Annotated in this window: 10 protein-coding genes; 8 read left to right on the top strand and 2 right to left on the bottom strand. The window is 44.4% G+C overall.

Going from position 1 to position 14,475, the window contains the following annotated elements; all coding sequences use genetic code 11:
• Positions 1 to 17: 17 nt before the first annotated feature.
• The 3 genes from atpG to atpC are packed head-to-tail and all read left to right on the top strand — an operon-like array spanning position 18 to position 2,749.
• Complete coding sequence (gene atpG, locus T541_RS0110020) at positions 18 to 881, top strand: ATP synthase F1 subunit gamma (RefSeq protein WP_026652614.1); 864 nt, start codon at positions 18 to 20, stop codon at positions 879 to 881.
• A 33-nt stretch (positions 882 to 914) separates the two neighbouring features.
• Positions 915 to 2,309 (top strand): F0F1 ATP synthase subunit beta, encoded by a 1,395-nt coding sequence (gene atpD / locus T541_RS0110015; protein ID WP_026652613.1) that lies wholly within the window; start codon positions 915 to 917, stop codon positions 2,307 to 2,309.
• Between the two features lie 11 nt (positions 2,310 to 2,320).
• On the top strand, positions 2,321 to 2,749 hold the full coding sequence (gene atpC, locus T541_RS0110010) for an ATP synthase F1 subunit epsilon (protein WP_026652612.1): 429 nt from the start codon (positions 2,321 to 2,323) through the stop codon (positions 2,747 to 2,749).
• Positions 2,750 to 2,821: 72 nt separating this feature from the next.
• Here atpC and T541_RS0110005 read toward each other — a convergent pair whose 3' ends face one another.
• Positions 2,822 to 3,340: a hypothetical protein gene (locus tag T541_RS0110005; RefSeq protein ID WP_026652611.1), complete on the bottom strand. Its 519-nt coding sequence runs from the start codon at positions 3,338 to 3,340 to the stop codon at positions 2,822 to 2,824.
• A 205-nt stretch (positions 3,341 to 3,545) separates the two neighbouring features.
• Here T541_RS0110005 and T541_RS0110000 point away from each other — a divergent pair, with 205 nt between their 5' ends.
• From T541_RS0110000 to T541_RS0109990, 3 genes are all read left to right on the top strand, one after another.
• Complete coding sequence (locus tag T541_RS0110000) at positions 3,546 to 4,478, top strand: hypothetical protein (RefSeq protein ID WP_026652610.1); 933 nt, start codon at positions 3,546 to 3,548, stop codon at positions 4,476 to 4,478.
• Between the two features lie 183 nt (positions 4,479 to 4,661).
• Entirely contained in the window at positions 4,662 to 6,575 is a 1,914-nt protein-coding gene (locus T541_RS0109995; protein ID WP_026652609.1) for a sialate O-acetylesterase, read from the top strand.
• Positions 6,576 to 6,578: 3 nt separating this feature from the next.
• Positions 6,579 to 9,989 carry a glycoside hydrolase family 2 gene (locus T541_RS0109990; protein WP_026652608.1) on the top strand — a complete coding sequence of 1,137 codons (3,411 nt, stop codon included), beginning with the start codon at positions 6,579 to 6,581 and terminating at the stop codon, positions 9,987 to 9,989.
• Between the two features lie 66 nt (positions 9,990 to 10,055).
• Here the strand turns inward: T541_RS0109990 and T541_RS0109985 are convergent, their stop codons facing one another.
• Positions 10,056 to 10,943, bottom strand: coding sequence for an AraC family transcriptional regulator (locus T541_RS0109985; protein WP_026652606.1), 888 nt, complete (start codon positions 10,941 to 10,943; stop codon positions 10,056 to 10,058).
• 215 nt (positions 10,944 to 11,158) lie between these two features.
• Between T541_RS0109985 and T541_RS0109980 the strand changes: the two genes are divergently transcribed.
• Entirely contained in the window at positions 11,159 to 13,111 is a 1,953-nt protein-coding gene (locus T541_RS0109980) for an alpha-glucuronidase (protein ID WP_026652605.1), read from the top strand.
• A gap of 56 nt (positions 13,112 to 13,167) precedes the next feature.
• On the top strand, positions 13,168 to 14,433 hold the full coding sequence (locus tag T541_RS0109975) for a hypothetical protein (protein WP_155839494.1): 1,266 nt from the start codon (positions 13,168 to 13,170) through the stop codon (positions 14,431 to 14,433).
• Positions 14,434 to 14,475: the final 42 nt, after the last annotated feature.

Here is a 14,475-nt window from a genome sequence, read left to right as displayed (position 1 = left end):
GACAGGAGGATGAAATAATGGCTGGATCAATGAAAGCTGTTAAACTCCGAATCAAGAGCGTCCAGAGCACCATGCAGATTACGAAGGCCATGCAGCTGGTTGCAGCTTCAAAGCTTCGTAAAGCTAAGGAAAGAGCTGATGAGTCAAAGCCTTACCTTGAAACAATGCTTACAACGCTTACAGATATAGCTAACGGTAACACCGACTTCAGATCAATCTACACCAAGCCTGGTGATAATGCTGAAAGATGGCTGTATGTTGTAATTGCCGGAGACAGAGGTCTTGCAGGCGGCTACAACTCTAACCTGTTTAAGTTTGTTGAGGCTGAGATCAAGGACAAGACAGACGTAACAGTTCTTCCTATTGGTAAGAAGTCTGTGGAGTTCTTTAAACACAGAAATATTCCTATCTTAACGGAGGAATATGCTGAGGTTGCTAAGATTACTATCTCAGACTGTTTCCAGATAGCTAAGATAATCTGCGGATCATATGGTGGTGAAGGATTTGGACATGTATTCCTGTGCTACACAAATTTCGTGTCCATGCTTTCACAGGTTCCTACAGCTACATCACTTCTTCCTCTTTCTGACCTTCGTTCAGAGGAGCAGGAATCTGATGGTAAGCCAAAAGATCTGATTCTGTATGAGCCAAATAGTGAGACAGTGTTCGATGCTATTGTTCCGGAATATCTGGCGGGTATTCTTTATACAAGTATCAACATCTCCTATGCCAGTGAGCTGGCTGCTAGGCGAACAGCCATGGAGGCAGCAACTGATAACGCAGAGGAAATGATTGAGACGTTGAGTCTGTACTATAACAGAGCTCGTCAGGCAAGCATTACACAAGAAATAACCGAAATAGTCGCAGGGGCAGAAAGTTGACGCCCGCTAGACAACGATAAGGAGTATACAATAATGAGTGAAAATCATGTAGGAAAGGTAATACAGGTTACAGGCCCTGTACTCGACATCCGCTTTAAAGAGGGTGAACTTCCGGATCTTCACAATGCCATAGAGATCAAGGTCGAAGACCACAAGCTGATCGCAGAGGTTGCTCAGCAGGTTGGAGACGACGTAGTTAGATGCGTAGCCATGAGTTCAACTGATGGTCTTGTACGTGGCGTAGATGCGTTAGATACCGGAAGCCCAATCACTGTTCCAGTGGGTGAAGCGTGTCTGGGAAGAATCTTCAATCTTCTTGGAGAGCCTGTTGATAACGAACCTGCTCCAGAGGGAGTAGAGAGATGGCCAATCCATCGTCCAGCTCCTTCATATGAAGATCAGGTTCCTGCTACAGAAATCTTCGAGACTGGAATCAAAGTCGTTGACCTTATCTGCCCTTATGCTAAGGGTGGTAAGATTGGTTTGTTCGGTGGTGCCGGCGTAGGTAAAACCGTACTTATCATGGAGCTTATCAACAACGTTGCTAAGGCTCACGGCGGACTTTCAGTATTCACCGGTGTTGGTGAGCGTACTCGTGAAGGTAACGACCTTTACGGAGAAATGAAAGAATCCGGAGTTATTAATAAAACAGCCCTGGTTTATGGACAGATGAATGAGCCACCAGGAGCAAGAATGAGAGTTGGTCTGTCAGGACTGACCATGGCTGAATATTTCCGTGATGTTAAGAATCAGGACGTGCTTCTTTTCATCGATAATATCTTCCGTTTCACACAGGCTGGTTCAGAGGTTTCAGCGCTTCTTGGACGTATGCCTTCAGCCGTAGGTTATCAGCCTACACTGGCTACAGAAATGGGTGCTCTTCAGGAGCGTATCACATCTACCAAGAAGGGTTCTATCACATCAGTTCAGGCCGTTTACGTACCTGCTGATGACCTTACAGACCCTGCTCCTGCTACAACATTCACACACCTTGATGCAACAACCGTTCTTTCCAGAGATATTGCTTCAAAGGGTATTTATCCAGCTGTTGATCCTCTTGATTCAACAAGCCGTATCCTTTCACCTGATATCGTAGGAAAAGAGCATTATGAAGTTGCCAAGGGCGTTCAGCAGGTGCTTCAGAGATATCGTGAACTTCAGGATATCATCGCCATCATGGGTATGGATGAGCTTTCTGAAGAAGATAAGCTTACTGTTTACAGAGCTCGTAAGGTTCAGAACTTCCTGTCACAGAGCTTCTCAGTTGCTGAGCAGTTCACAGGTCTTCCTGGAAAGTATGTTCCTCTTAAGGAGACAATCCGTGGCTTCAAGATGATTCTTGATGGTGAGTGTGATGATCTCCCAGAGTCAGCATTCCTTCTTGTTGGAACCATCGACGAAGTTTTCGAAAAGGCTAAGAAGCAGTAAAGGAGAACAATATGTCCGCAACTTATCATTTACAGGTTGTATCCTTAGATGGTCTTGAATATGAGGGCGAAGTTCAAAAGATATTGCTTCGTACAATAGATGGTGACATCGAGATTCTTGCTCGTCACACCAACTACTGTACAGCTATTGGAATGGGCACAGCCAAGGTGACCATGGAGGACGGCCAGGAAAGAAAAGCAGCCTGTATCGGTGGAATGATTTCCGTTATGAACGGTGAAGTCAGAGTTCTTCCTACCACCTGGGAGTGGAGCGAAAACATCGACGTTGAGCGTGCTAGAGAAGCTAAGGCAAGAGCTGAAGAGATCCTTAAGGATAAGCAGCTTGATAACGAAGCACGAATCCGTGCTGAGGCTAAGCTCTATAGAGCGCTGGTACGACTTGGTTCCTCCGGACAGGAACATAATATCAATATTGATTAATGAAGACAGCCCCGATTATTCGGGGCTGTAAATTTTTGCTGTGAATGGAGGTTAGCCATTTGGCTGCCTCTTTTATTTTACGTTGTCATACATGCTCATAAGAACGCTCTTAAGAGCCTTAGGCTTTGTAACCTTGATCCAGTATACTTCTGTCTCTGCATCAGAACTATCAGATGCGATGTAGATGCAGATAGCTGGCTGATCCTTCTTAAGATTCTTAGTCTCTTCCTCGGTGATCACTACAGGAGCAGCATCCTTCATAGCTCCCATCAGCTCTGTATATTTCTCTTTTGGAAAAGAGCTATTAATGGTCTCGTACTTCGATTCCTTTGCGGGATATACGTTGAAAACAACGTCATCGCGCTCTGGCATGTCTGCCACATAGAACCACACATCTCCTACCTTCTGAGTATCAGCATCGTAGCCGTACATAATGTCCACGCGGCTGCACTTATCAATGAGCTCGCTGGCCTTGGCAATATCCTCTTCACTTGCGCTTTCGTTAGTGCCACAGGCTGCTATAGCTGCAGATACTATAACAGCTACTAAAAGCATAGCCACAAGCTCTTTTATCCATTTCAAATTATTCATATAAAATCCTCTCAATTAAAATCATATGAAAGAGATAATATCACAGATTAACATTTGATTCTACTTTTTATTTTGTATTGCCCCAATGGCCGTCATTGTTTATAATATAAAAGATTTGCACAGGCTGTGACACTATTGCAGTATTGCTTAGAAGGGGAGCATAAATAGAGCCGCGGTTAATCAAGTGTTCAAGGAGGAAGTTAAGTTGGAGGAAAGAAAAAGATTAGCAAAGTCTATCCAGAAGCAGTTTAATAAGAAGTCATATCCATTTGCACTCATTATTCTTGCTTTATCTGCAATTGCTTTGCTGGCATTCAAGTTTATTTCAAATGAAATCGTTATGATCGTGGGTGGTATCATTCTGCTCATTATCTGGGGAATTACAATGTCCTATTGGAACCTTCTGGATGAGGCTGAGAGACTTATGTATGCTCGCGCCCTTGTTGGCAAGCCAATCTCAGATAACCCTGTTAAAGAGGGTATTGAGAGAATCAGAAAGTTCGGTAGAAGAAACCTTTGGCAGTACAGAAGAAGCTGCGGCCGTATCATGTACTGGGTAGCAAAGGGTGCTATGGCCTTTGGTGATATGATGGAGCAGGTGCCTTATGTTAAGGAGCTTGCAAGCACCTATAAGAGAATTGTTGAGAGACTTCTCAAGGAGTCAGCTAGTATCGTTATTCTTTATCAGCTGGGCTACTACGAAGAGGCTAATCAGGACCAGTTCTATGATCTTGTTACATACTTTGTTCAGGATGGAAAGAGCTTTGTTTCTAAGACAGTTAAGTTGGAATTCAAGAGATTTATCTGCAATAAGATCTCAACAGTATTCATGATTCCATTCCTTCTTCTGTACATGTACACAAAGAGTCCTGTATTCATCGCCATCATGGTTGTTGAATTTATCATTAGCATCGTTCTTAGTCCAAAGGGCAACTACATGGAGCTTCTTTGCGATTACATCCAGTACGTTCAGTCTCACCAGCTGGATACAGAACTTCGCGACAAGATCATTCTTGGAATCAAGTCAGGTAACACAGTTCTTGATTTCAGAAAGGCTTACATCAACCCTAACGAGTACAACATGAGAAAGGTTGCTGGCGGCGTTTCTGACATTCTCGACAGCTTTGACAAAAAATAAAAAACTTAAGGCTCGAACCTATTGACGGGGGTTCGGGCCTTTTATTGCAATTAAGTATTGCTGCGCTTATTTCGCAACGCATAAATTGAGAAAATAGCCGCATTATATACGCGGTAAACAAAAACACATACCTATATAATTGTTTGATATGAGAGCGAAAAACAATATATGAGGTGGGAGATTATGTCACAGTTAAGATTACCAAGGCTTTTATCAGATGGCTGCGTATTACAGAGAAGAAAGAGCATTCACATATGGGGCTGGGATGAGGCAGGAGCCAAGGTCACAGCCAGACTTGAAAAGGACGAAGTGACAGGAAAGGCAGATGAGAAGGGACGTTTCGATCTCTACCTTCCTGCAAGGGAAAGTGGCGGACCATACGAACTTGTAGTATCTGACGATCTTGGCAACACTAAGACTGTTAAGGATGTAATGCTGGGCCTTGTCTGGTTCTGCACAGGCCAGTCCAACATGGAGCTTCCTATAACAAGGGTAAAAGATAAATATCCAGAGTTTCTACATACAGAACCAAATGACAAGATCAGAACCTTCAAGATCACAGCTAAGTCCAGCTACCACGGACCATTTGAGGAGCTTGAATCAGGTCAGTGGAAGAGTATTTCCCAGGAAACCATCATGGACTTTTCTGCCACAGGAACCTTTTTTGCACAGCACCTTCAGCAGATCACAGGTCAGACTGTGGGCTTTATTGACGCCAGCCTTGGCGGCTCCAGAATCAGCTCCTGGATGAGCAGAGAAATGCTTGAGGGCTACGATGAGCTTCTTGCTGAGACTGATAAATACGCAGACGACTACTTTGTAGAATCAGTTGAAAAGAGAAATATGGACAATGCCATGAACTGGCATCAGGACTTGGATTCAAGAGACCTTGGCCTTAAGGAGAAGTGGGACAAGGCAGATTTCTCCAAGGATTCAGGGGAGTGGAAGCCATTCAATATCCCTGCAATGTTTGTAGATACAGAGCTTAAGGGCTTTATTGGCGTAGTCTGGTTTAGAAGAACCTTCGACCTTCCCAAGGAAATGGCAGGTAAGAAGATGCGTCTTTTCCTTGGAACCATGGTTGATTCCGATACGGTATTCGTCAACGGAGAGAAGGTTGGTGAGACTTTTTATCAGTATCCACCACGCAAATATGACATAAGAGAAGGCCTTACCAGGGAAAAAGATAATACAATAGTAATAAGACTTGTTGTGGAGAACGGACTTGGAAGATTCACTCCGGACAAGGATTACAAGTTCTTTATAAATGATCAGCCAGAACTTGCTGTTAACGTAGATGGCACATGGCAGTACAGAATCGGCGCTACAACTGAGCAGATTCAGCCAACAGACTTTGTTAACTGGAAGTCTACAGGTCTTTACAACGCCATGACTGCGCCTTGCCATAATTTCAAGATCGACGGCGTCATCTGGTATCAGGGCGAGTCCAACACCCATGAGCCATACGACTACGCAGATCTAACTAAGAGACAGGTGGAAGGCTACCGCAAAATGTGGGGAGAGGAGAACCTTCCATTCATCGGAGTACAGCTCCCTAACTTTACAATAGACCTTAACGACCAGGATAAGTGGGGACCTTTCAGACTTAAGCAGAATAAGCTCCTAGAGCTTCCTTCCACAGGTCTTGTGGTAACTCTTGGCCTTGGCGAGGACAATGATCTTCACCCTGTTACCAAAGAACCTGTTGGAGAAAGGCTTTCTTTGCTAGCAGCCCACATCAAATATGGTTATAATAGAGAGTACATGGGGCCTGTTGCGGAAAGTGCCACTGGAATTCACCAGGACGGCAAGCTTGCAATCAGCATAAATCTTTCCCACGCCGAAGGCCTTCATATATTGGATGCAGGAAAGGGAACAGACCTTGAAGACTTCTACATCGTAGACGAGGATGGTAAAAGAGCTAAAGCATCAGCCCACCTTAGTGGAAGTCAGATCATTTTAACTCCACAAGATAGTTCTTTTGACCCATCACGAGTACAGTGGTGCGTTGATGATACCTACCATGGAGGCCTTGTTACCAACATCACTGACATCCCTATGTCACCGTTCGACTTGCCGATAACAGAAAGGGAATAACACGTGAAGACACTATTCATCGACGACTGGAAATTTTTGCGAACTGAGATTGGGACTACATACGAGGATGCTATGGACCGCCTTCAGGAATTTGAGGATGTTGAGATTCCTCATGACTTTCAGATAGGCCAGGTCAGTAGCTTCTACAAGGACGCCTGTGGATGGTATTACAAGAAATTCAACTTGGAAGTTGCTGACAAAGTAACTACGCTTGTTTTTGATGGCCTTTATATGAACGCAGTGGTCATTGTCAATGGACATAAGGCTGGGGTCTGGAGATACGGCTATTCCCAGTTCATCCTGGATATCAGTCAGTATGTTAAGGAAGGCGAGAACACTATCATGGTGGCTCTTAGGTGCAGATACCCAAGCGCCAGATGGTACACCGGAGGCGGAATCTACCGCAACGTGTGGCTTTGCCAGTATGAAAAGACCTATATCCCTGAGAATGGAATTTATCTGCATACCCAGAAGGCATCAGAGGGATTTCTTTTGTTCGTTGATACCGAGATAAAGAGGGAGTATCAGGACGAGGAAGAACTCATCGATGAGTATCTGGACAAGAACTGTAACAACAGGGAAAAGAAATTAAACCCTGAGGACAACGTGGAGGTCTTCTATTCCCTTACGGATACAGAAGGCAACGAGCTCTATCAGGAGATGATCGATTCCAACAACCTTAAGGAAGGCAGGAATCAGGCCGAGTTCCTGATCCAGGACATTGAGTGCTGGGATCTGGACAACCCAGTTCGCTATATCCTTGTGGTGGAGCTTAAGATAAAGGGCGTCACAATACAGAAGGAAGAAGTGCCCTTTGGTTTTAGAGATTTTGTTTTTGACCCTGAAAAAGGATTCTTTATAAACGGCAAGAACACCAAGCTAAACGGCGTGTGCATTCATCACGATTTAGGAGGCCTTGGGGTAGCTTACAATCAGACAGCCATGAAGAGAAGGCTGTTGCAGCTTAAGGATATGGGAGTTAATGCCCTTAGACTTGCCCACAACATGTTTGATCCGGGAGTGCTGGAGATGGCTGATACCATGGGATTTCTCGTGATCTCCGAAGCCTTTGACATGTGGGAGAAGCCAAAGACAGAGTACGACTACTCCAATTACTTTAAGGAATGGCACGAAAGAGATGTGGAGAGCTGGATAAGGCGCGACCGCAATCATCCTTGTGTCATCATGTGGAGCATTGGTAATGAGATCTACGACACCCACTGTGATGAGCACGGCGAAGATATTACCAAGCAGCTTATGAACCTTGTGGAACTCCATGATCCAAGGAAGAATGCAAGAGTGACCATTGCTTCCAACTATATGCAGTGGGAAAATGCCCAGAAATGTGCGGACCACTACAAGCTTGCAGGCTATAACTATGCTGAGAGCTGTTACGAGGACCATCACAAGAAGTATCCTGACTGGATCATCTACGGAAGCGAGACCTATTCAATTGTGCAGAGTAGGGGAATCTATCATTTCCCTCTGGCAACCCAGATCCTCTCAGACTCAGACCTGCAGTGCTCAAGCCTTGGTAACTCCATTACCTGCTGGGGCGCTGAGAGTATCGAAGCTTGTATCTGCAAAGACAGAGACACTGATTATTCCATGGGTCAGTTCCTTTGGACTGGCTATGATTACCTGGGAGAGCCAACTCCCTACGATACTAAGAATTCTTATTTTGGCCTCATCGACACCGCAGGCTTTTACAAGGATGCCTACTACATCTGGAAGTCAGCCTGGGTGACCTGCGACAAGGATCCTTTTGTTCACGTATTTCCATATTGGGACTTTAATGAGGGCCAGATCATCGATGTGAGAGTTGCCAGCAACGCGCCAGTTGTGGAGCTTTTCCTAAATGGAAAGAGCCTTGGCAAAAGAACTCTCTCAAACAAAAAGGGCAGTGGCATGAATGTCCTTGGAGATTATCAGGTTGCCTATGAGCCAGGCGTTATCAGGGCTGTGGCCTACGATGACAATGGCAAAGAGATCGCATCTGACGAGCACAGATCCTTTGGAGATACAGACTCCTTCGTGGTTAATCTTGATAAAAGAGCTATGAAGGAAGCAGGAAGTGATCTTGTTTTTGCTGAGATAAGCGCCATCGACAAGGATGGCAATCCTGTGGAGAATGCTGTAGACAGAGTTAAAGTAACTGTTGAAGGTGGTAAGCTCCTTGCACTTGATAATGGTGACAGTGCTGACTACGACAGCTTCAAGGTTGATAACAGAAGATTATTTAGTGGAAAACTACTGGCAATTATAAAGGCTGATGTGGATAACTGTTCTGATTCAGACGCAGTTAAGTATAAGGTTCCAGAGGTTCATGTTGAAAAGGTTGTTGCAGACATTCCGGTTAGGAAGATAGTTCTTTTACCAGAGGATGAATGTGAGCTGGGGCCTGACCATAAAACTGTAAAGGTGACAGCCAAGGTGCTGCCAGAGGATGCTACAGATAAAGAGCTGACCTTCAAGGTGCTTAATGAAAAGTGCGTTAAATCCAATATTGCAGAGGTTACCTGGGAAGGAAACGTGGCTACAGTTACAGCCCTTGGAGATGGAGAGTTCGTCCTTAGGTGCGAAGCAAAGAGTGGCTGCGACTGTGTTAAGGTTATGTCCGCCCTTAACTTCAAGGTATCTGGAGTTGGAAAGGCGTTCCTTGATCCTTACGATTTTGTTCCCGGATGCATGTACTCTTCAACAGTTGGACAGGTGGGAAGCGGTAATGAACAGGGCGTTGCCACTGGCAGAGAGACAGAGACTGTAGTTACCTACAGCGGTGTGGACTTTGGAGTGGATGGGTCAGATACGATAACCATGCCGATTTTCCCTCTTACCAATGATTCATTCCCTATTGAGATCTGGGACGGCGTTCCTGGAGAAGCAGGGGCAGAGCTTATTGGGGATGTGGTCTATGATAAGGGCATGATCTGGAATACCTACCAGGATGTGACCTATAAGCTGGACAAGGTGCTGGTTGGACTTAAGACCATGAGCTTTAAGGTGAATCAGAAGATGCATCTTAAGGGCTTCTCCTTTGAAAGACAGCTCCGGGCCCTGCGAGGTGAGAGCGTGCTGAACGCAGATTCCATCTATGGTGACAGCTTTACTAAGAAGGCAGATTCTGTAGAGGGAATTGGTAATAACGTGACCATTACCTTTGATGAGATGGAGCTTGGAAGTGAGGGTGTTACTGAGGTTGTGGTTACCGGAAGAGCGACCCAGGGGGCCAACACCATTCACCTTAGAATGAAGAATGATTCTGAGGAGACCAAGGAAATTCTTGAGTTCCCTAAGACTTCTGAATATAAAGAAATCAGCTTCCCAATTGATAAGAAATCAGGAAGCTGGAGTGTTTCATTTGTATTTTTACCTGGAAGCAATTTTGATTTTAAGAGCTTCCGTTTTGAGTGATATTTGATAACTAGTAGTTCTTGGTGGTTATCAGTGATCTGGAACTAAATATGATTGTATGAATGATCAGGGAGTTCTGTCGGCACCAGTACGATAGAGCTTCCTGAATTCAGTTGGAGAGCACTTGTTGATATCCTTGAACACGCGGTTGAAGGTGGAAAGGCTAAAGAACCCTGACTGAAGAGCTATGTCCATAACAGACAGATCTGTGTCTCCAAGGAGCTCCTGAGCCATCAACACGCGGCGCTTGGTAATGTACTGATAGCATGAGATTCCCATGTAGGATTTGAAAAGTCTCTCAAAGTGGAACTTGGAAAAGCCTGCAATCTCAGCCAGCTGTTCCACAGTCAGGTCGTCTGACCTGTGAGCGTCAATGTAGTTGGTAACAGATACGAGCTTATCAATATTCTTGCGCTGAGGATCTGGAGCATCGTCAGTCTTAGGCTTCTCCCCAAGGTGCATGCTTCCAATCTGGGCAAGGATTAGTGTTACAAGTGAGTACACACTTACCTGAAGGAATTCGTCGCTTTCTCCGTAAAGTCTGTCAATCTCCCAGAAATAGTTCTGAAGGCGGGCAGTCTCTACTGGATACTCATCCTGCTTGATGTGTACGTAAGGAGGAAGTGTCTGCAAAAGCGGTATCAGGGATGATACCTGTGAATAGTTGGCGATGTCGAAAAGAAGTATCAGCTTCTCTCCGCCAGGAGCCACTGACAGATATTCATGCAAAGTACCAGGAGCCACAAGCATTATATCTCCTGGATTGCAGGTGATCACTGATGAGGTATCATTGTGGAACTTGAGCTTGAGAGATCCTGATAGTGGCAGGATAAGCTCCACCTCATTGTGCCAGTGAATTGGATATTCTGAAAGGGTGTTGTGATATAAAAGAACGCCCTTAAGCGTGTCATAGTTAATATGCTCACGTGCCTGAGAATTAATATCATCTATCATAGCGTTTCCTCCGCAAACATTTTACATTATGGGTCCTGGGAACGCAATGTTTAGTGAATAGCACATTTTTAGCTGTTCTTGGCAAATAGCACATATTGGGCAATATTTTGGTAAGGAAACGAGGAGTTTTCAAAATGGATTTGAGTTATAGTAACAATGATGATTAAATTTGCTACTAATATCTGTTGAAATATTTAGGGAAAGAGGTTTTTGAAATGGGGAACAGTAATTGGACACAGCTCTGGCTTGACTATGACAAGAAGGGCTGCGATGCTAACAAGGAAGTGAAGGTGACATTTGAGGGCTTTGATAAGGCTGACCGCGTGATAGCTAGCGCGGTAAAAGAGCTTACAAAGGGCCTTTTAGGTAAAGAGCGTGAGATAGTTCTTTTTAAAGATGAGAGCGTTGCTGCGGAAGGATATAAGCTCTTTTCACAGGATAGAAAGGTGCTGGTAAAGGCCTCTGATGCAAATGGCGCGTTGTATGGTGTGTTTGCGCTTATTAGAGCTGAGGCATGTAGTAAGGATCTGGCTTCTCTTGATGAGGGCGAGATGCCATCTAATCCGCTTCGAATGACGAACCACTGGGACAACATGGATGGCAGCATTGAGAGAGGCTATTCAGGACAGTCCTTCTTCTTTGAGAATAACGATATTGTCATTGGTGAAAGAACTGTAGACTACGCAAGATTCATGGCCAGCGTAGGTATCAACGGCGTTGTTATCAACAATGTTAACGTTAAGGGCGCCGCTACTTACCTGATCACCGATAGATTTTTTGACAAGGTTCAGAAGATGCAGGAAATCTTTGCAGATTACGGCATCAAGCTGTATCTGTCACTTAACTTTGCAGCTCCTATCGAGCTCGGAGGCCTTGAGGTCTGCGATCCTCTCGATGAGGACGTTATCGCATGGTGGAAGGAAAAGGCCAAGGAAGTGTTCACAAGACTTCCTGGATTTGGTGGATTCCTCGTAAAGGCGGATTCTGAGGGAAGACCTGGCCCATTCACATATGGAAGAACTCAGGCCGACGGAGCTAACATGCTTGGTGATATTGTGGCTCCTTATGGCGGAATCATCATCTGGAGATGCTTTGTTTACAACTGCACTCAGGACTGGAGAGACTACAAGACAGACAGAGCAAGGGCTGGCTACGATTACTTCAAGGATCTGGACGGAGCTTATCATGACAATGTAATCCTCCAGATCAAGAACGGTCCTATGGATTTCCAGATAAGAGAGCCTATTTCTCCACTTCTTGGCGGTCTCACCAAGACTAACCAGATGCTGGAGGTGCAGATCGCACAGGAATACACAGGCCATCAGATCGACCTTTGCTACCTTATGCCTATGTTCAAGGAGGTTCTTGATTTCCACACACATTGCTGCGAGGGCAAGGACACAGTTGCTGATGTTGTAAGCGGCAGAACCATGGGCAATAAGCTTGCCGGAATGGCAGCAGTTATTAACACAGGTAATGACTACAACTGGACAGGTAACTACCTGGCAGCAGCTAATACATATGGATTTGGAAGACTTGCTTTTAATACTGAGCTTACTTCTGAAGAGATTGCAAGAGAGTGGGTTCGCATGAGTTTTGGCCTTGAGAAGGCTGAGGAGGACAAGCTTGTGGACATGCTTCTTAGATCAAGAGAGATCTACGAGAAGTACACCTCTCCTCTTGGAATAGGCTGGATGGTAACTCCTAACGTGCACTACGGACCAAGTGTTGACGGCTACGAGTATTCACGTTGGGGCACTTACCACAGAGCTGATCATCTTGGAATTGGTGTAGACAGAACAGACAAGGGCACAGGCTACGCTCAGCAGTACTATGAGCCAAATGCCAGCATGTACAATGACCCTGCTACATGTCCAGAGGAGCTCCTTCTCTTCTTCCACCATATTCCTTATACATATAAGCTTAAGACTGGCAAGACTTTGATCCAGCACATCTATGACAGTCACTTCGAGGGCGAAGCAGAGGCTGAAGAGCTTGCTAAGACCTGGGATTCCCTTGAGGGCAAGGTGCCTCAGGAAGTATTTAATCTGGTTAAGCACAGATTTGAGATGCAGCTTTATAATGCTAAGGAATGGCGTGATCAGGTCAACTCTTACTTCTTCCGTAAGAGCGGAATTGCAGATGAAAAGGGTAGAGAGATTTACTAATCTGAAAAATGTGCTAATATTTTGAGACAGGAAAATGAAGCACAGGAGTCACAGAATTGAGTATAGTTTTATTTGAAGTTAAGAGCAAAGTGTTTCCCATAGTTTTGTTTTATCCGATGGGAGCACTTTGCTTTTTTGGTTTTTATTTTTTGGTAACTGCGCCAAGCAAAGATGAAGCGTTTGATGTAGCTTTGATTCTATTTATAATTCTATTTTTTGGAAGTATACTCGGCTTTGGTATTTACTGCATTTATCATGCTTTAGCGGTGATGGGTGCCTATATTAAAGTGCATAACGATGGATTGATAATACGTAGATTTCCAGGTAGACCAGTGGCGATAACTAAAAGAGAGCTTCTGGGATATAGATATGACGACATTGAAAATAAGAGCAGAAAAGGAACCAGGGTTCTAAAGGTATATTATGGAGACAAGCACGTCTCTATTTATGAACAATATCATAGGGGCTTTAAGGAACTGGAAAACTATCTCGTTAAGCATTCCATGTATCTTACTGAGAAACCTAAGCCACGAAAAAAGAATGCTGATGATATTGTAGAAATTGATCATGACTATTCGGTTGGCCTGATACCTTATGCTGGAACAGTGGTGGGAATCCTGTCACCGATCCTGATGTTTGTTGACAAGTTTTTCCTAAATTATCGCGTTTTTTCAGAATGGGTAATGACCATTGTGCCTGCCTTCTTGATTTTCCGACTGTTGTATTCTGATGTTATCGGGATTGCTGTCGGGAGCGAATATGTTCGTTATAAGGATGTCGCTGCGAAAAGAGATTACGGCAAAGTGGGTGGAGCTGTTATTTCAGCTGCTTTCATAGGGTACTTGTTAGCAGGGCTTTTTTCTATTAGATTCTTTGTGTTTAATGTGAATAACTTGGCTAGCTTTAATACCTTTGTTGTGGTTGTAGCTGTTCTTGCTGTGGGAATTGCTGGTGTAATCCGCGGACGCAGAAATAGACAGATGGGAATCAAGTCAAATGTTCCAAGGAAGATTCTTGCATATGTGATAACACTGTTCATAACATTGTTTTTAGTTAATGCTTTTGCCTATGGATTTGCCGTTGTTGCTCATGCGCCTTCTTCAACGAAAGAAGAAGTATATGTTGTGAAAAAGGAGAAGCAAGTATCTGGCGGAAAGCATAGATCTGTATATTACTACTTCACTATTGATAATGATGGCAAGTACGAGAGATATGAAGTGAGCCCTAAGACCTATGGTAGAACCAGGAAAGGTGATGATGTTATTCTGGCTACTTATGATAGCTTCTTTGGGTATGGGGTTAAGAGGATTGAGTTGGAGTAAGTGCCAATTAGTGAAAATTATTTGATAGAGTGGAAATAAAGC

The sequence above is a fragment of the Butyrivibrio proteoclasticus P6B7 genome (assembly GCF_000622085.1).
Lineage (GTDB): Bacteria > Bacillota > Clostridia > Lachnospirales > Lachnospiraceae > Butyrivibrio > Butyrivibrio proteoclasticus_A.
The sequence above is the reverse complement of the archived record's forward strand: the minus strand, read 5'-3'. Positions and strand labels throughout refer to the sequence as shown.